Origin of the sequence: Peribacillus phoenicis, assembly GCF_047238085.1 — a bacterium.
Taxonomy (GTDB): Bacteria; Bacillota; Bacilli; order Bacillales; family DSM-1321; genus Peribacillus.
Window position 1 is genome coordinate 1,463,604 of sequence record NZ_JBDFMF010000001.1, and the last position, 19,409, is coordinate 1,483,012.

Here is a 19,409-nt window from a genome sequence, read left to right on the forward strand (position 1 = left end):
AAATTAAAGAGGTGTTAGATAATGATATTTGGTAGAGTATCAACCGCAATGGTCACCCCTTTCGATAGCAAGGGAAATGTTGATTTTCAAAAGACGACTTCATTGGTTAATTACTTAATAGCGAATGGAACAGATTCGCTTGTGCTTTCGGGAACGACAGGGGAGTCTCCAACTTTATCTTCGGAGGAGAAAATTGCATTATTGCGTCATGTTTCTAAGGTTGTTGAAAAACGTGTGCCCATCATCATGGGTACAGGAAGCAACAATACGTATGCGTCCATCGAGTTGACAAAAAAAGCGGAACAAAATGGCGCCGATGCGATAATGCTGGTTGCCCCGTATTATAGTAAAACCAATCAAGAAGGTCTGTACCAGCATTTTAAGGCTATTGCAGCTAGTACGACTCTCCCTGTTATGGTTTACAATATCCCTGGGCGCGCTTCGGTTAACATTGAACCGGAAACGATCATCCGCCTTTCAAAAATTCCTAATATCGTAGCCGTTAAGGAAGCGAGCGGGGATTTAAACGCTATGACCCAAATCATAGCAGGCACGGATGAAGATTTTGCATTATATAGTGGGGACGACGCTTTAACACTCCCAGTATTGGCGATTGGTGGTGTGGGTGTAGTCTCGGTTGCTTCACATATTGCAGGTAATGAGCTGCAGAAAATAGTGGAGGCCTTCATCAGCGGGAACTTGAAAGAGGCAGCCAGGCTGCATCAGGAACTGATACCGCTTATAAAAGGTTTGTTTGCAGCGCCAAGCCCTGCACCTGTCAAAACAGCGCTTCAGTTATATGGAATTGACGTTGGATCGGTGAGACTTCCAATCGTGCCGTTGACTGAGCAGGAGCGCCTTGCATTAACCAAGGTATTAAAAAAATAAAAGGACACAGAACAAGCTGATCGTTGAAGATTGGCTTGTTTTTACATAATGATGTATATGAATGGGATAACTTTCTGATTTCGGATGAAAATATTTAAATTTTTTTATGATCAATCGAGACTGGATAAAAGTACAAAGGATCTCTTACATAATAGGTTGTTTTATTGGATTAAATGAAAAAGTCCCTCTGAAAATGGTAAGTGTTGTCATGTTTTTTGAACATCGGTTATAATGAAATCATTGGGAAATTATGAACGGGATTTTTTAAGGAGGATATTCGATTGGGTAAAGATAAAAATAATGGAATAAAAGTGATTTCTCTTGGAGGACAAGGGGAACTTGGTAAAAATATGTACGTCGTTGAGGTGAACGAGGACATCTATCTTCTTGATGCAGGGTTAATGCTGCCAGAAGATGAAATGCTCGGAATCGATGCGGTTATCCCTGATATTACGTATTTGATGGATAATAAGGAACGTGTGCAGGGGATATTCATTTCCCATGGTCATGAAGACCATATGGGAGCGCTTGCTTATGTCTTGAAATATTTACCGGTCCCTGTTTATGGAACAAAGCTTACTCTTGCTTTAATCAAAACGAAATTAAAGGAAGATGGCTTTAACGGCAGGGCGACATTCACTGAAATCGATTCGGATTCTCTTTTAAGTTTCCCTCAAGCAGCCGTGTCTTTTTTCCGGACAAACCATAGTATTCCCGATTCCGTCGGAGTCGTGATCCACACTCGTGAAGGTGCAATCGTATATACAGGGGATTTCAAATTCGATCAAGCAGCAACAGATCTATATAAACCGGAAATCGGTAAAATGGCCAGTATCGGTGAAGAAGGTGTCCTATGCTTGCTTTCGGATAGTACCGGAGCCGAGAGGCCAGGTTATACGACATCAGAAGCAGTTGTGGCCAAAGATATTACAGAGGTATTTCATGCTGCCTCCGGAAGGATCATTGTTGCGTGCTTCGCTTCGAATATCAACCGGATTCAACATGTTTTCAATGCAGCGGCAGCAAGTCGCAGAAAAGTGGCAGTTGTCGGGAAAAGCCTGCAACGCGTTTATGAAACAGCATTGAACCTCGGCTACTTAAAGGTAGAAGAAGAGCTGATAATCCCAATTAATGAAATAGGCCAGTATGACGACCGTGAAATCGTCGTGTTATCGACAGGTCATCAGGGCGAACCCATTGCGGCACTTCAAAAAATGGCAAAACAGACGCACAAGCAGGTAACGATCAAAAAGGGAGACACCGTTTTGATCAGTGCATCACCGCTACAGGGCGGTGAACTTATTTTATCCAAAACCGTCGATTTACTATACAGGGTAGGTGCTGAAGTGGTATCTGCTAATAAATATAAAGTGCACGTAACAGGGCATGGCAGCCAGGAAGAACTGAAAATGATGATCAATTTGATGAATCCTAAATTCCTCATCCCTGTACATGGGGAATACCGCCATTTATATGCCCATCAAAAAGTTGGGATTGCAGCGGGGATTAAGCGGGAAAACATCATCATTGCCGAAAAAGGTGATGTCATCGAACTTAAGGGCAATAAAATGGGCCTTTCCGGGAAAGTCTCTGCAGGAAATATCTTGATAGATGGCAGTGGTGTTGGAGATGTGGGTAATATCGTACTTCGTGATCGGCGCTTGTTATCCCAGGATGGCATTTTGATTGTAGTGGTCACGTTGAACCGTCAGGATAAAAGCATTGCAGCAGGCCCTGAAATCATTTCAAGGGGCTTCGTATATGTTCGCGAATCAGAGAAAATGATTGGCGAAGCAACTGAAATTGTAAGTGAAATCGTAAAGAAAAATGGGTCGCGCCAACCATTTGATTGGTCCACGCTGAAGCAGGAAATGCGTGATGCGTTAAACCAATTCTTCTATGAAAAAACGAAACGCCGTCCAATGATTTTACCGATCATCATGGAATATTAAGTAAGGAACCCCTGATTTAACAGTCAGGGGTTCTTTTTCTGTTTCAAACCTCTTATATCTTGAAGAATGAAGTCCGAGACTCGAGACATAATAAAGCTATAGGCTATAAGAGAAAGGGGTTGGCATAGTGGATAATGCACCATTACCAAATGAAAATGAAGGCAAGCAGGAAGGTAAGAATTCAACTTTAATCGAAAAGATCCAGCAGCTGGGGGCTACTAATGTTCCGCAACTATCTCAAGACTCAAAAATCCATTGTTTGACGATCATTGGACAAATTGAAGGACATATGCAGCTGCCGCCTCAAAATAAAACGACCAAATATGAACATGTTATTCCGCAAATTGTGGCAATTGAACAAAATCCCAATATAGAGGGACTGCTTGTCATATTAAATACAGTCGGAGGAGATGTCGAAGCGGGACTGGCAATCGCAGAAATGCTGGCTTCCCTATCAAAGCCATCCGTCTCGATTGTACTTGGGGGAGGGCACTCGATCGGTGTGCCGATTGCGGTTTCGTGTGACCATAGCTATATAGCAGAAACAGCAACGATGACGATTCATCCCATTCGTTTGACAGGGCTAGTCATTGGCGTGCCTCAAACCTTTGAATACTTGGATAAAATGCAGGAAAGAGTCATTAAATTTGTTACTCGCCACTCCAACGTTACAGAAGAAAGTTTTAAGGATTTAATGTTTGCCAAAGGAAACTTGACCCGTGATATCGGTACGAATGTTATCGGGGCCGAGGCAGTTGAAATCGGTATGATCGATGATGTAGGAGGAGTGGGCCAGGCAATGAGAAAACTAAATAGCTTCATGGAAGAAAGAAGGCCAAAAATTGCCGGGGAAGAGGAGGGGCTTCTGCAATGACGCTTTATACGATCGTTCCTGAAGAAATAATTTTCCCTCATCACCATGAGAAGACGGCAAATTTAATAGAAATGATCTACAATGGTGTCCATGTGATGGTTGAACATGACGGTGGCCGTACGTTTCGCATTGACCGAATCGTCAGCACCGATCCTGAAGATTATATGAATGTACACATTCAGCCGGGAGCTGTCATAAATGTGTTCGAACATATGAACCATTAGTAAAAACGACTAACTGAGGTAAATTATGATATACTGGAATGAAAATCAGCAGCCGCTTGGCTGCTTTATTCATTATATGGGAAAAATGTCCGCCTTAAGAATGAATGGTACTTATATCAAGGACAAGGTCATATTTATTTGGTATAATCAGTAGCGAACGTTTGTTTCGTGAAGGGAAATCATGTAGTGATGTTGAATAGGAAAGTTAGAATAGTTTCATGAAGAATCAGGTGATATTATGGCAAAGAAGAAACGCAGAAAAAAGAATAGTACAGAGAAGTTAAAACTAACGCTTAAATATGAATTGATTGGCCTCACTATAATAGGTTTGGCCATCATTGCCATTGCCAAGCTCGGAGCAGTGGGAAACGGGACGGTCTTTTTAATCCGCTTCTTCATGGGGGAATGGTATATCCTCTTTTTGTTGGGAGCAATCGCAGCTGGATTCTATTTGATGATAAAGAGGGAGGTCCCTTACCTGTTAAAACGGCAATTCGTCGGGATGTATTTCCTTGTTGCGAGCATGCTCCTACTGAGTCATGTCACGCTGTTCAACATGCTTGCAGATGGAGGACCGTTCACGAAGCCCAGCGTCATTTCGAATACATGGGAACTATTCTGGATGGAAGTGACCGGCAAGGCCAGCACAAAGGACCTTGGGGGCGGTATGATTGGAGCGATATTATTTGCAGCCTCATACTTTTTATTCGACGAAGCTGGATCGAAAATCGTTTCATTCCTTTTTATCATTGTAGGTGCCGTCCTATTGACAGGGAAAACGTTAGGTGAAACCCTCGGGAAGTTTTTCATGGGTCTTGGCGGCTTTTTCAAAAAGCAATGGTCTGCATTCAGAGATGATATGAGAACGTGGAATGAAGACAAAAAAGAAAAGAAAAAGAATCCGGTTAAAAAGAAGAAACGGGAAAAAGAACCGGTGGAAGAAACGGATCAGCCCCTTCTTCAAGAAGAGGATACAGAGCAAATGGCGACGGAGCGGATTATTTCCAGCTTTGCTGATAAAGCCTATAGCGACGAAGACGAAATAATTCCGGTCGTCACGGAATCTGCAGCTGATAATAAAGAGGACCAGGATGATGCCGTTCCGCCTATGAATTTTACGGAAGTGGAGAATAAAGAATATCTTTTACCGCCTCTTTCTTTACTATTACAGCCCAAAAAAACGGATCAAAGCGGAGAATACCAATTGATCCATGATAATGCGGCTAAGCTTGAGCGCACCTTTCATAGCTTTGGAGTGAAAGCGAGGGTCACTCAAGTTCATTTAGGCCCAGCCGTAACCAAATACGAAGTTCATCCGGACGTAGGAGTGAAGGTAAGTAAAATTGTCAGCCTATCCGATGACTTGGCCCTTGCACTTGCCGCAAAGGATATTAGGATCGAAGCCCCGATTCCCGGAAAATCGGCAATCGGGATAGAAGTGCCCAACTCGGAAGTGGCGATGGTGTCATTAAGGGAAGTTTTAGAGGCCAAGGAAGTTGACAAACCTGACGCAAAACTGCAAATAGGCCTAGGGCGGAATATTTCCGGTGAAGCGGTTAAGGCGGAGCTCAATAAAATGCCGCATTTACTAGTGGCTGGTGCTACTGGCAGCGGGAAATCCGTTTGTATCAACGGGATTATCACGAGTATCCTGATGCGGGCAAAACCGCATGAAGTGAAAATGATGATGATCGATCCAAAAATGGTGGAGCTGAATGTCTATAATGGAATTCCCCACTTACTCGCACCTGTAGTGACAAATCCAAAGAAAGCTGCACAGGCTTTGCAAAAAGTTGTCAGTGAAATGGAAAGGCGCTATGAGCTATTTTCTCATTCCGGTACGCGTAATATTGAAGGCTACAATGATTATATTAACCGGTATAACATCGAAGAAGATGCCAAACAACCGCTCTTGCCTTATATCGTAGTCATTGTCGATGAGCTGGCGGATTTGATGATGGTCGCCTCAAATGATGTAGAGGATGCCATCACACGGCTTGCACAAATGGCACGTGCCGCGGGCATCCACTTGATAATTGCCACTCAGCGGCCATCCGTCGATGTAATTACAGGGGTCATTAAAGCGAACATCCCATCCCGGATTGCTTTTAGTGTCTCATCAATGACCGATTCGAGAACGATCCTCGACATGGGCGGAGCTGAAAAACTGTTAGGCCGGGGTGACATGCTCTTCCTGCCAGCAGGAGCTTCAAAACCGGTTCGCGTCCAAGGTGCCTTTTTATCCGACAATGAAGTCGAGGAAGTTGTCACATATGTCATTTCACAGCAAAAAGCACAATACAGCGAAGAGATGATACCCGATGAAATTGCAGAAACTTCAAATGGTGAAGTCGAAGATGATTTATATGGGGATGCCGTGTCCTTGATAGTAGAAATGCAGACTGCTTCGGTTTCCATGCTGCAGCGCCGTTTCCGGATTGGCTATACGCGGGCAGCGAGATTGATTGATGAAATGGAAGCGAGGGGAATTGTCGGTCCATATGAAGGCAGTAAACCACGAAATGTGTTGGTCACTAAAGATGAACAGGATGAAGCGCATTCATCATAGGTAAAAAAAACCGGGCAGCAGCCCGGTTTTTTAATTATTCATCGCCTCGTCTAAATGTTTAAGGCAGAAGTCGGTAATCATCGCTTCTTCATCTTCTTCTAAATCGAATTCGAGTGTGCCCTCATTACCTTTTTCAAAAATATCATATTTAATCAATTTTCCTACTTGCTCTTCCACTGCAAAAAGCACCCGGATATATAAACCATTTTCTGAAAAGAGCTCATCCTCTTCAGGCACTTCAATATCCAGGAACAACTCGTAACGTTCCCCGGACAAAATACCAAATGGATCATTCAATTTTTCGATCGTGTATTCTGTAATCTTTAACATCTTGTGTACATCCCTTCAAAGAAGATAAATCCTATTATACAGGAAAACAGCATCTTGAACAGAGCTGCATTCATTTTGCATTTTCAAAAAAAATTTATCTGATTTAGGAGAATAATCGTGCAAATTCCGCGGCCTCATCTAGATTGAAAGACACAGGGAAGGGTAATTTCTCCTAAATTCTTTTAAAGTAAATAGTAAAACACTATTTATTTATGTCAAAAAAAATGTTATATTATTTTCGATTAGTAGGAATGATTCAACATCAGAGGTCTGATGTCTTAAGAAATTAGCTGGGGGAAACTGTATGTCAATAAAATCAGATAGTCGACATTTATATTTGCAGGTCATTGATTACCTGAAGCAGGATATTGAAGCTGGAGTCTATCAGGAAAATGAAAAATTCCCTTCAGAATTCGATCTTGCAAAAAAATTGGGAGTGAGTAGGGCGACACTTCGAGAAGCGCTGCGAATTTTAGAAGAAGAAAACATCATCATTCGCCGCCATGGAGTTGGGACTTTCGTCAATCCGAAACCTCGGTTCACTTCAGGTATCGAGCAATTAAAAAGTGTCACGAACATGATTGAAGAGGCAGGAATGAAACCGGGTACGATTTTCTTAAGCTCGACGGCCCAAGAACCTACAGAAGAAGATATACGCAGGTTTTCGTGTTCGACAGATGAACGCATCGTCATCATCGAACGAGTAAGGACTGCGAATGGGGAGCCAGTTGTCTACTGTATTGACAAAATTCCTGAATCTATACTATCAGAAAATTTTGACCGTAATGATGAGTCTCTTTTAGATATTTTGGAAAGAGATGCGCATCGAAAAATTACGCATGCCGTAGCAGAGATTGAGCCTATTGGATATCATGAGAAAGTTTCTCCTATCCTTAAATGCTCGCCAGAAGCCGCACTACTCGTTCTAAAGCAGATGCATCTGGATGATTGGGACCAGCCTATCCTGTATTCTGTAAACTACTTTAAAGCCAATATGTTCAGCTTTCATGTTCTTCGTAAACGTGTGTAGGTCTTGACTCTGCAGACGGGTGAATGCAAGCGTTTGTTTCGATTCCGAAAAAGTCGATCAAGCGGATGCAAAAAAAATTAACGAGAAGTGAAAACGCAAACATAAATGACTTTTCAGAACATTCCTGCTAAAAAAAACTATGTAAAACTAGGGGGATAAAAATTGAAAAAGCGCAAATTAGGACTAGCTCTTTCACTTGTTCTTGCAGCCGGTACGCTACTAGGAGCATGTGGTAATTCAGAGAATGATGATAAAGAATCTTCAAATGGGAAAAACAAAGATAACTTCACTGTTGCAATGGTAACTGATACTGGCGGCGTGGATGACGAGTCGTTCAACCAATCCGCTTGGAAGGGCATTCAGGAATTCGGTAAGGATAATGGTCTGGAAAAAGGTAAGGATGGCTACAACTACCTGCAATCTAAATCTGATGCAGATTACGCTAAAAACCTGAATACGCTTGTACGTGAAGATTACCAACTAATCTATGGTATCGGTTTTCTTTTAGCCGAAGCTGTTGGTGAAGTGGCCGATCAACGTCCGGACTCACACTTTGCTATCGTTGATACAGTTGTAGATAAAAAGAATGTAGCCAGCATTAATTTTAAAGAGCAGCAAGGTTCATTCCTTGTAGGTGTAATTGCCGGTCTGCAAACGAAAACAAACAAGGTCGGTTTTATCGGCGGAGTTGAATCTGAATTAATCAAGAAATTCGAAGTTGGCTTTAAGGCTGGGGTTTTATCTGTAAATCCGGATGCGAAAGTTGAAGTTAAATATGCCGGAGATTTCAATAAAGCTGATATCGGTAAATCCACAGCAGGCTCCATGTATTCTTCAGGTATCGATATCATTTATCATGCTGCTGGCGGAACTGGAAAAGGTGTATTCACTGAAGCAGTCGAGCAAAAGCAAAAAGATCCTAAGAGAGAAATCTATGTTATCGGTGTAGATAGCGACCAAGCTAAATTAGGGGCAGTTCCTGGAACTGACGACAACATCACACTTACTTCCATGTTAAAACGTGTTGACGTGGCAGTTAAAGACCTTTCCGAAAAAGCGAAAGAAGGAAACTTCCCAGGCGGAAAAGTAATTGAGTACGGTATCGAAGAAAATGGTGTAGGCATTTCCGATACAAAAGATAATGTAACAGAAGAATCTTTAAAAGCGGTCGAAGAGTGGACAGAAAAAATTAAATCAGGTGAATTCGTAGTTCCGGGCACGGATGAAGAATTCAAAAAACTTGGTTTATAAGCTGTAATGCCAGAAAGAATAGGGAGGCGAATTGCCCTCTATTCTTTCTTTTCCCAATTGCTCTTTGCATCTGAAAAATATCGAATGAAAAACTATGATAGAATCGTAGTTTTTCATTTGGTTTTTTTAAAAAAATCAATAAGCTAGTAGAAGCAATTATATGATTTAAGAATATTTACACTCATTTTAGGAGTTGATAATACGTGGAATATGTAATTGAGATGCTTAATATCCGTAAGGAATTCCCCGGCATCGTCGCAAATGATAACGTTACCCTTCAGGTTAAAAAAGGGGAGATTCACGCATTATTAGGTGAAAATGGCGCGGGCAAATCCACTTTGATGAATGTCTTATTCGGCTTATACCAGCCTGAACAGGGAGAAATCCGTGTGAATGGCAAGCCAGTCAAGATTACCAGTCCTAACATTGCCAATGATTTAGGGATTGGGATGGTCCATCAGCATTTTATGCTCGTAGACCCCTTTACAGTAACAGAAAATATCATTTTAGGAAAAGAACCATCAAAAGCGGGTAAAATCGATTTAAAAGAAGCGAGCGAGGAAGTTAGGAAACTATCGGAACAATATCAGCTTCGTGTTGACCCCTATGCGAAAATTGCCGATATATCAATAGGGATGCAGCAGCGTGTCGAAATTCTTAAAACGCTATACCGTGGTGCGGAGATATTGATTTTTGATGAGCCGACCGCTGTATTGACTCCTCAAGAAATCAAGGAATTGATTTATATTATGAAAGCCCTTATCAAAGAGGGGAAATCCATCATTTTAATTACACACAAACTTAAGGAAATCATGGAGGTTTGTGACCGGGTAACGGTAATACGCAAAGGCCAAGGAATTGGTACAGTGAATGTCAACGAAACGAATCCTAACGAATTGGCCAGTTTAATGGTCGGTAGGGAAGTTCTGTTCAAGACGGAAAAAACGGCAGCTATTCCTTCGGATGTAGTTCTCGAGGTCCGGGAACTGGAAGTCAAGGATTCCCGGGGCGTTTCAGCTGTTCGGAACTTGGATTTAACTGTCCGTGCAGGAGAAATCGTCGGTATCGCCGGTGTGGATGGGAATGGACAATCCGAACTAATTGAAGCATTGGCTGGCCTAAGGAAGACAACCGCAGGTTCGATAAAGCTAAATGGAAAAGAAATCAGGAATCTGAAGCCGCGTAAAATCACTGAAGCAGGTGTCGGCCATATTCCAGAAGACAGACATAAGCATGGTTTGGTTCTTGATTACAGCATTGGGGAAAATATTGTCTTGCAAACCTATTATCAAAAGCCTTTTTCAAAAGCTGGTATCTTGAACTCAAAGAAAATTTTTGAAAAGGCCCGTTCACTGATCAAAAGTTACGATGTTCGCACTCCGAGTGAATATACCCCGGCAAGGGCGCTTTCTGGAGGGAATCAGCAAAAAGCGATCATTGGACGGGAAGTTGATAGGAACCCGGATTTATTGATAGCCGCACAGCCGACACGCGGGCTTGATGTCGGGGCGATCGAGTTTATCCATAAACGTCTGATTGAACAGCGTGATGCAGGAAAAGCGGTACTCCTCATATCATTTGAATTGGAAGAAATCATGAATGTGAGCGATAGAATTGCCGTTATATACGAAGGGGAAATCGTCGCAATAGTCGATCCGAAAGAAACGACTGAACAGGAGCTTGGCCTTCTTATGGCTGGCAGTAAACGGACGGTAGCAGGGGGAAAACAAAATGTCTAAGTATTTATCTAAATTAACGAGTCCGTTAATAGCAGTTATCCTCGGCTTAGTCGTTGGGGCCATAATCATGTTAGTAAGCGGCTATGATCCTGTTGCCGGCTATGGCTCCATGATAAATGGAATTATTGGGGATTCTTATTATGTAGGGGAATCCGTCAGGACAATCATCCCTTATATCCTTGCCGGTTTGGCAGTGGCTTTTGCTTTCCGTACGGGCCTATTCAATATCGGTGTAGAAGGGCAATTAATTGTAGGCTGGCTGGCGGCAGTTTGGGTCGGAATCGCTTTTGATCTACCAAGGATCATCCATTTGCCGTTTGCCATATTAGCTGGTGCAGCTGCAGGTGCCTTGTGGGCGTTTATCCCTGGTTATTTAAAAGCTAAGTTCCGTGTACATGAAGTAATCGTTTCGATCATGTTGAATTATACAGCTTTATATGTGACAAATTATTTAATTCGGAATGTAATGACTGACAAGCTGGATAAAACAGAAAGAGTTGCTGATACAGCATCACTGCGGTCTCCTTTTTTTGAAAGCATTACGGATTTTTCCCGGATGCATTGGGGAATAGTGGTAGCGATTATTTGCGTGATCATCATGTGGTTCCTTCTTGAAAGGACAAAAACCGGCTTTGAACTGAAAGCGGTAGGTTTCAATCAGCACGCGTCCGAATATGCAGGGATGAGTGTAAATAAGAACATCATACTTTCCATGGTTATTTCAGGTGCGTTTGCAGGGCTTGCGGGTGCGATGGAAGGCCTTGGAACTTTCGGTTATGCTGCAGTCAAAGGCGGGTTCACAGGTATGGGCTTTGATGGGATTGCAGTAGCCTTACTAGGAGCTAATACGGCTATTGGTGTAGTGCTGGCAGCCTTATTATTTGGGGGACTGAAAGCAGGGGCGTTAAATATGCCGCTAGAAACCGGCATACCTAGTGAAATTGTAGATATTGTCATAGCATTGATCATCTTCTTCGTCGCATCCAGTTATTTTATTCGTTGGATTGCCGCTCGATTTAAGAAAGGGGTGAAATAAGTGGATTTTTACCAAGTATTACAAATTATTATTCCATCTATGATTGCTCTAGCTGCACCACTTATTTTTACTTCGCTTGGAGGAGTGTTATCTGAACGGGCAGGTGTCATAAACATCGGTTTAGAAGGATTGATGGTCATCGGTGCCTTTACAGGGATCGTTTTTAACTTAATGTTTGCTGATGTTTTTGGGGAATGGACTCCTTGGCTTGCTGTGCTAGCGGCAATGGTTGCCGGCTTGCTGTTTTCCATTCTGCACGCCGTGGCATGCATTACATTCAGGGCGGACCAAACGGTTAGTGGGGTAGCCATCAACTTGTTGGCAGTGGGTCTGACCATGTTTTTGGTGAAGCTGATTTTTGACAAAGGTCAAACTGATAGAATAACGGAAACATTCCCAAGGATTGATGTTCCTTTACTAAGTGATATCCCATTTATAGGACCCATCTTTTTCGCGAATGGATATTATATCGTATATATAGCGATCCTTATATCCTTTGTCGTCTGGTATGTACTTTATAAAACACCTTTCGGGTTAAGGATCCGTGCAGTGGGTGAGCATCCCATGGCTGCTGATACGATGGGTGTCAATGTTACGAAAATCCGATATGCCGCTGTTTTATTATCAGGTGCTTTTGGAGGTATAGGCGGAGCGATATATGCTACCATCTTTTCGAATGAATTCAATCATGCGACAATTAATGGTCAAGGTTTCATGGCCATTGCCGCCATGATTTTTGGTAAATGGCACCCGGTCGGGGCAATGGGTGCAGCGTTATTCTTTGGTTTGGCTCAAAGTTTAAGTATCGTTGGCTCGAGCCTTCCCTTCTTCAAGGATATTCCTTCGGTTTACCTATTGATCGCTCCTTATGTTCTGACGATCATTGCATTAACTGGTTTCATTGGACGTGCAGATGCTCCTAAAGCATCCGGACAGCCGTACATCAAAGGAAAAAGATAAGGTTTTAACCGGTCAGCAAACTATGCTGACCGGTTTTTTGAGATTGAGCCGTAAGTGATCGTGAGCTGGTGAAAAACCAAAAAAAGTAGCTGTAACTTGCATGATTTTTCCTTTCACATGTATATTTTAAGTAGATGTTTAAAAGGGTTCCAATCTACAAACAATAAGCTAATAAAGGTGATTTATATAATGAGGAGGATTATTCATGTCTATTGCTTCCGAAACAATTACGGAAAAAAGCGGCTACAAGCTTCATGTGGTCCGGACGGATAAATATAAAACGAATACTCTCGTGCTCAAGATGAAAGCCCCGTTGACAAAAGAGGACGTTACATATCGTGCATTGCTGCCATATGTGTTACAAAGCAATACAAGTAAATATCCTACAACACCCGAGCTTCGATCTTATCTTGATGATTTATATGGAGCAGGGTTTTATGTCGATGTAGCTAAAAAAGGCGAATATCAAATCATAAGTTTTACGATCGATATCGTCAATGAAAAATTTCTTAGTGATTCAACCCCGCTTCTCGAAAAGGCTTTTGGGTTATTATCAGAGGTGATCTTTAATCCGAAGAAGAATGGCGAAGCCTTTGACTCTAAAACGGTTTCCAATGAAATCCGTTCTTTAAAACAGCGGATTCAATCCATTTCCGATGATAAAATGCGATATTCAGCTACACGCCTTGTAGAGGAAATGTGTAAAAACGAACCATATGCTTTAGAAGCGAGCGGTAATCTTCAAGACTTGGAAACGATGACTCCCGAGTCCCTTTTCGCCTATTACAAAAAAGTGCTGGCGGAGGATGAAATCGATTTATATGTAATCGGTGACATCGATCAATCGGAAGTGCAGGCTCTGGCTGACAAGTATGTTTCATTGCAAGAACGAGTGCCTGTGAGACTGCCAGGGAAGACGGGCAAGGTAGTGGAGAAGGAAAAAGAAATCATTGAGAATTCGGATGTGAAGCAAGGGAAATTGAATATCGGTTATCGAACCCAAGTTGCCTACGGTGATCCGGATTATTATGCACTTCAGCTTTTCAATGGGATTTTTGGTGGCTTTTCACATTCAAAACTTTTCATCAATGTCCGGGAGAAGGCCAGCCTTGCTTATTATGCAGCTTCGAGGCTCGAAAGTCATAAAGGTCTATTAATGGTCATGGCCGGCATTGAAAATGCCAACTACAAGCAGGCATTGGATATCATTCATGCGCAAATGAAAGAAATGAAGCAAGGGAACTTTTCCGAAGAAGAGCTGGCGCAGACAAAGGCGGTCGTTAAGAACCAACTCCTTGAAACCATTGACGTTTCGAGAGGACTTGTGGAAATTTTATATCATAATGTGGTTTCCGGGCAGGATATATCACTCGACGAGTGGTTTGCAAACACAGAGCGGACGACAAAGGAAGAAATCATTGCAGTTGGTCAAAAAATTCAGCTTGATACGATTTATTTCCTAACGGAAGAGGAGGTGCAAGGGTAATGGAAAAAATAGCATTCACTCAATTGAAAGAAGAACTTTTCCATGAAAAAATGGATAATGGCCTAGAAGTGTATATTCTTCCGAAAAGTGGCTTCAATAAATCATTTGCCACTTTCACGACGAATTATGGTTCGATCGACAACCATTTCAAACCTTTGAATGAAACGGAATTCACTAAAGTACCTGATGGAATTGCCCATTTTCTTGAACATAAGCTTTTTGAAAAGGAAGATGGAGATGTTTTTCAGCAATTTTCAAAGCAGGGAGCATCTGCAAATGCCTTTACTTCTTTCACCCGTACAGCTTATTTATTTTCCAGCACGTCCGATTTCGATAGGAATCTAACTACCTTAATCGACTTTGTCCAGGATCCTTACTTTTCGGAAAAGACGGTAGAGAAGGAAAAAGGAATCATTGGGCAGGAGATCAATATGTATGATGATAATTCGGACTGGCGATTATATTTCGGAACGATAGCCAATATGTATCATCAGCATCCCGTGAAAATCGATATCGCCGGTACTGTGGAATCCATTGCAGATATTACGAAGGATATGCTTTACGAATGTTATAATACGTTTTATCATCCTAGCAACATGCTCCTATTCGTGGTAGGACCGGTGGATGTCGAAAGCACCATGAAGCTGATCCGGGATAATCAAAATAATAAAGGGTACAACGAACAACCTGAGGTGGAACGTAAGTTTGACCAAGAGCCGGAAATCGTTGCCAAGGATAAGGAAGTCTTAAGAATGAATGTCCAGACACCAAAAGTGATGCTGGGAATCAAGGCGACCAATGTCCATCAATCCGGTTTACAACTTTTGAAAAGGGAATTGGCAACCAATATTTATCTGGAAATGCTGTTCGGCAAAAGTTCACCTTTGCATGAGGAGCTATATGAGGAAGGATTGATCGATCAAAGCTTCTCATATGATTATACACAGGAACAAGGTTTTGGATTTGCGTTAATTGGCGGGGACAGTGCCAAACCTGATGAGTTGACGGAGTCTTTATTTGGTATCCTGCATAAATCAAAAGCCGGAACCGGCCTGAATGAAGAAAGCCTGCAAAGGACAATCAAGAAAAAAATCGGTTCTTTCCTTCGTTCTCTGAATTCGCCGGAATATATAGCGAATCAATTCACCAGATATGCATTCAATGATATGAACTTGTTCGATGTTGTATCAGTATTGGAAAAACTAACGATCGAAGATATCAGGGAGGTCGCCAAGGACTTAATATCCGATGAACGGATGACAGTCTGTCAGGTACTTCCTAAATAATATAAAGGGGGCTCGAATGTGGGGAAACGTTTTGCCCTTATTACTGGAGCCAGTGGAGGGATCGGCCGGGAAATCGCTATAAAGCTCGCCGAGGAGAATTATTCACTTTATTTACATTATAACAGCAATGAAGAAGCGATACTTGAATTGATTGAAGAACTGAAGCCCCATCAAGTCGAACTTATTCCGGTTCAAGCGGATTTGGCTGCACCGGATGGATACAAGAAATTGGCGGAAAATATCTTTGCCCTCCATGCAATCGTCCTCAATAGTGGCAATAGCTATTATGGGCTAATATCAGACATGGATGAGAAAATCGTTAATGAAATGGTGCAGCTGCATGTAACGAGCCCTTTCCAATTAACAAAGGAACTGCTTCCAAAGCTTATGTACCAAGAACAGGCTGCCATCGTTGCGGTCACATCGATTTGGGGGCAGACAGGTGCATCCTGTGAAGTCTTATATTCAATGGTCAAGGGCAGTCAAAATGCTTTTATCAAAGCGCTTAGCAAAGAAGTCTCGCTTAATGGAATCCGGGTGAATGCTGTTGCCCCCGGTGCGATTTCCACTTCCATGCTCGAATCTTTCAGTGCAGAAGATCTGGAGATCATCAAAGGCGATATCCCGATGGGCAGGATGGGACATTCCAAAGAAGTCGCAGAGGCCGTATACTACTTGCTTTCCGACAAGTCATCCTATATAACCGGGCAAATTTTAGGCGTAAATGGCGGATGGTACACATGATTTTTTTTAAGACATGTATAATTTCCTCGGTTCCTTCACAAAATATCTATGTACTATTTTGAAGGAAAGGGTGACCATTCATGTCTGTACTGGACAATTGGGATCAATGGAAAAACTTCTTAGGCGACAGATTACATCAAGGTGAACAACAAGGTTTGTCAGGAAGCGCTGTTAACAACTTGGCTTACGAAATCGGTGATTACCTGGCTAACCAGGTTGAGCCCCAGAATGATCAAGAGAAAGTGCTTGCTGATCTTTGGTCGGTCGCAAGTGATGAAGAAAAACATGCCATGGCAAGTGTCATGGTCAAGTTAGTCGAGAACAATGGAACGAAGTAAAATATCAATCCAAAGGCCCTGTTATTAATTAACAGGGCCTTTTGGGTTTAAGTGGCTGACTATTTATCCTCTTATATAAAAATGAATATTTTTCTAGGGTTTTTCCTTTTAACTTATCACGAAATGCTATATTATAGAAGCTAGACAATTAATATTAAAGTGTTCAGACCTTGAAATTTACGATGGATAAGTTTTTTGCCCTGAGTAGGGTAAAAGCTTTTAGGCTTAAGGAGTGTTATCGTGGATAATAAAGAATGGTATTTTGAATATGAAATCCAAGTCAACCGTCCTGGTTTATTAGGGGATATTTCATCCCTTCTGGGTATGCTTTCCATTAATATCATCACCATTAACGGGGTCGATGAAGGCAGGCGTGGTTTACTTTTGTTGGCGAAAGACAGCCGTAATATAGAAAGATTCGAGTCAATCCTCCGTACGATGGATACGATAAAGGTCATTAAGCTGAGGGAACCTAAATTGCGTGATCGCCTCGCAGTCAGGCATGGACGTTATATTCAGCGCGATGCCGATGAGAAGAACACCTTTAGGTTTGTCCGTGATGAACTGGGCTTGCTTGTCGATTTCCTGGCCGAGCTGTTTAAACAGGAAGGTCATAAATTGATCGGGATACGGGGGATGCCTCGTGTCGGGAAAACTGAATCCATCGTAGCCTCGAGTGTATGTGCTAATAAGAGATGGTTGTTTGTGTCATCGACCCTTTTAAAGCAGACTATCCGCAGTCAGCTTATTGAGGATGAATATAATAATGATAATTTGTTCATTTTAGATGGAATTGTTTCCACTCGCCGTGCAAATGAGCGTCATTGGCAGTTGATTCGCGAAATAATGAGGCTTGATGCTGTCAAAGTAATCGAACATCCGGATGTTTTTGTCCAAAATACAGAGTATACCCTCGAAGACTTTGATTATATTATTGAACTGCGAAACAATCCTGAAGAAGAAATAACATATGAAGTTGTCGACCAAAAAGACCAGTTTTCAGGGTCCGATTTTGGTTCCTTTGACTTTTAAAATGGCAGGTGTTTTATTTGACTGAGTTAGGTAATCGATTAAAGGAAGCTAGGGAAGCCAAAGGCCTTAGCTTAGAAGATTTGCAGGAATTAACGAAGATTCAAAAGCGTTACCTTATAGGCATTGAAGAGGGAAATTACAGTATGATGCCTGGAAAGTTCTATGTACGGGCATTCATAAAGCAATATTGTGAAGCGGTCGGACTGGACTCAGAAGAGATTTTCGAACAATATAAGAGTGAAGTGCCATCAGTCTATAGCGAGGAATTGCCAGAACAGCTTTCAAGGGTCCAATCCCGGAAAACTATACCGGCAGGGGATTCAAAGGTTGTGGAAATGTTACCGAAGATCCTGGCTGCCGTTTTAATCATTGGTGCGGCCGTATTGATTTGGGTGCTGGTATTGAACTATATGAGTAATCCGGACAATGATGACAAAAAGGACGCAAAACAGAGCGATGCCGTGGATTACAATAAAAGTGAAGAGTTTAACAAAGAAGAAGAGAATGCAGACAAAAAACAGAATGAAGAAAAATCTGAGTCATCTGATGAGAAGAATGAAGATGATGCAGTTGTCAAAGATGAAAAGAAAGAGCAAAAACTTGCCGTCACAAGTTCCAGCGGTAAAAACAGTACGTATGAATTAAAAAATACCGATTCCTTTAAATTAAAGGTGACCTCAAAAGGCTCACCATGGGTCGGCATAAAAAATGGTGAAGGTAAATTACTATTCCAGGGCACTATCGACAAGGACAAAAGCCAGGAAATTGATTTCACCAATGAAAAAGAAGCTGTCATCAATATAGGCAGAGCATATGAAACTGAGATTTATGTGAATGATGAGAAGCTGGAGTATTCCATTTCACCGACTGAAGTGAATACGCAATTGGTTACGATACAATTTACGAAAGCCGAATAGTCATCTTATAGATGACTATTTTTGCTCTATATAATAGTAAGGCGACGGGAAATGGATTACCCGGCATATAAGATTGGATTTTGAGTTAAATTATACATAAAAGCGTATTTTAGATCTAAGACGCAGGCCCAAATGGCAGGCGTAAATTTTGGAGGTAAAAGTTTTGAATCTGCCTAATAAGATTACAGTAGCAAGAATCTGTTTAATACCAGTATTTTTAATCATCATGCTCGTTCCTTTTTCATGGGGGACGCTGACTTGGGGAGAATACAGTTTGCCAGTGGCGCACTTAGCTGGAGCCATCCTCTTTATTATCGCTTCCACTACGGATTGGATCGATGGCCATTTTGCCAGAAAATATAATATGATTACTGATTTAGGGAAATTTTTAGATCCATTGGCTGATAAGCTTCTGGTTTCGGCTGCCTTAATCGTTTTGGTTGATCTAGATTTAATGTACGGTCAATCATGGATCGCCATCGTGATCATAAGTCGCGAGTTTGCAGTCACCGGATTGCGTTTGGTGCTAGCGGGTACAGGGGAAGTGGTTGCAGCGAACCAGCTTGGTAAAATTAAAACATGGGCACAAATTGTTTCCATTTCAGCTTTATTGCTGCATAACCTTCCATTTACCCTCATTTCACTTCCATTTGCCAATATCGCATTATGGATTGCATTAATCTTTACAATCTGGTCTGGTTTGGATTATTTTATAAAAAACAAAGAAGTATTTGTTAATTCAAAGTAAAAACG

18 protein-coding genes are annotated in these 19,409 nt (G+C 41.8%); 17 read left to right on the forward strand and 1 reads right to left on the reverse strand.

What is annotated here, in order from left to right; all coding sequences use genetic code 11:
• The first annotated feature begins 18 nt into the window (after positions 1-18).
• From dapA to ABC374_RS07130, 5 genes are all read left to right on the forward strand, one after another.
• Positions 19-888 (forward strand): 4-hydroxy-tetrahydrodipicolinate synthase, encoded by an 870-nt coding sequence (gene dapA / locus ABC374_RS07110; protein WP_350302828.1) that lies wholly within the window; start codon positions 19-21, stop codon positions 886-888.
• A gap of 281 nt (positions 889-1,169) precedes the next feature.
• Positions 1,170-2,840 (forward strand): ribonuclease J, encoded by a 1,671-nt coding sequence (locus tag ABC374_RS07115; protein ID WP_350302035.1) that lies wholly within the window; start codon positions 1,170-1,172, stop codon positions 2,838-2,840.
• A 127-nt stretch (positions 2,841-2,967) separates the two neighbouring features.
• Positions 2,968-3,714 carry a ClpP family protease gene (locus ABC374_RS07120; protein ID WP_034313566.1) on the forward strand — a complete coding sequence of 249 codons (747 nt, stop codon included), beginning with the start codon at positions 2,968-2,970 and terminating at the stop codon, positions 3,712-3,714.
• Entirely contained in the window at positions 3,711-3,938 is a 228-nt protein-coding gene (locus ABC374_RS07125; RefSeq protein ID WP_034313564.1) for a YlzJ-like family protein, read from the forward strand. The genes ABC374_RS07120 and ABC374_RS07125 overlap by 4 nt, the downstream gene beginning before the upstream one ends.
• A gap of 238 nt (positions 3,939-4,176) precedes the next feature.
• A complete protein-coding gene (locus ABC374_RS07130; RefSeq protein ID WP_413016662.1) occupies positions 4,177-6,507 on the forward strand; it encodes a DNA translocase FtsK in 2,331 nt (776 codons plus the stop codon).
• Between the two features lie 30 nt (positions 6,508-6,537).
• Here ABC374_RS07130 and ABC374_RS07135 read toward each other — a convergent pair whose 3' ends face one another.
• Entirely contained in the window at positions 6,538-6,837 is a 300-nt protein-coding gene (locus ABC374_RS07135; protein WP_413016664.1) for a DUF6509 family protein, read from the reverse strand.
• Positions 6,838-7,141: 304 nt separating this feature from the next.
• Between ABC374_RS07135 and ABC374_RS07140 the strand changes: the two genes are divergently transcribed.
• The 12 genes from ABC374_RS07140 (at position 7,142) to pgsA (ending at position 19,404) form a co-directional block, all read left to right on the forward strand.
• Positions 7,142-7,867: a GntR family transcriptional regulator gene (locus ABC374_RS07140; RefSeq protein ID WP_101224693.1), complete on the forward strand. Its 726-nt coding sequence runs from the start codon at positions 7,142-7,144 to the stop codon at positions 7,865-7,867.
• Between the two features lie 162 nt (positions 7,868-8,029).
• Positions 8,030-9,118, forward strand: a complete 1,089-nt coding sequence (locus ABC374_RS07145; RefSeq protein ID WP_350302039.1) for a BMP family lipoprotein — start codon at positions 8,030-8,032, stop codon at positions 9,116-9,118.
• A gap of 203 nt (positions 9,119-9,321) precedes the next feature.
• A complete protein-coding gene (locus ABC374_RS07150) occupies positions 9,322-10,857 on the forward strand; it encodes an ABC transporter ATP-binding protein (protein WP_350302040.1) in 1,536 nt (511 codons plus the stop codon).
• A complete protein-coding gene (locus ABC374_RS07155; RefSeq protein ID WP_101224696.1) occupies positions 10,850-11,893 on the forward strand; it encodes an ABC transporter permease in 1,044 nt (347 codons plus the stop codon). Before ABC374_RS07150 ends, ABC374_RS07155 begins: the two co-directional genes overlap by 8 nt.
• Positions 11,894-12,853 carry an ABC transporter permease gene (locus tag ABC374_RS07160; protein ID WP_350302041.1) on the forward strand — a complete coding sequence of 320 codons (960 nt, stop codon included), beginning with the start codon at positions 11,894-11,896 and terminating at the stop codon, positions 12,851-12,853.
• A 205-nt stretch (positions 12,854-13,058) separates the two neighbouring features.
• Positions 13,059-14,339: an EF-P 5-aminopentanol modification-associated protein YfmF gene (gene yfmF, locus ABC374_RS07165; RefSeq protein ID WP_350302042.1), complete on the forward strand. Its 1,281-nt coding sequence runs from the start codon at positions 13,059-13,061 to the stop codon at positions 14,337-14,339.
• On the forward strand, positions 14,339-15,625 hold the full coding sequence (yfmH, locus tag ABC374_RS07170) for an EF-P 5-aminopentanol modification-associated protein YfmH (protein ID WP_350302043.1): 1,287 nt from the start codon (positions 14,339-14,341) through the stop codon (positions 15,623-15,625). Before yfmF ends, yfmH begins: the two co-directional genes overlap by 1 nt.
• Before the next feature lie 18 nt (positions 15,626-15,643).
• On the forward strand, positions 15,644-16,369 hold the full coding sequence (gene ymfI / locus ABC374_RS07175) for an elongation factor P 5-aminopentanone reductase (RefSeq protein WP_241591249.1): 726 nt from the start codon (positions 15,644-15,646) through the stop codon (positions 16,367-16,369).
• A gap of 80 nt (positions 16,370-16,449) precedes the next feature.
• Complete coding sequence (locus ABC374_RS07180; protein ID WP_350302044.1) at positions 16,450-16,707, forward strand: DUF3243 domain-containing protein; 258 nt, start codon at positions 16,450-16,452, stop codon at positions 16,705-16,707.
• A gap of 240 nt (positions 16,708-16,947) precedes the next feature.
• Positions 16,948-17,739, forward strand: a complete 792-nt coding sequence (locus ABC374_RS07185) for a DUF3388 domain-containing protein (protein ID WP_034313530.1) — start codon at positions 16,948-16,950, stop codon at positions 17,737-17,739.
• Between the two features lie 8 nt (positions 17,740-17,747).
• Positions 17,748-18,656: a helix-turn-helix domain-containing protein gene (locus tag ABC374_RS07190; protein ID WP_413016669.1), complete on the forward strand. Its 909-nt coding sequence runs from the start codon at positions 17,748-17,750 to the stop codon at positions 18,654-18,656.
• Between the two features lie 163 nt (positions 18,657-18,819).
• Complete coding sequence (gene pgsA / locus ABC374_RS07195; protein ID WP_413016671.1) at positions 18,820-19,404, forward strand: CDP-diacylglycerol--glycerol-3-phosphate 3-phosphatidyltransferase; 585 nt, start codon at positions 18,820-18,822, stop codon at positions 19,402-19,404.
• The last annotated feature ends 5 nt before the right edge of the window (positions 19,405-19,409 follow it).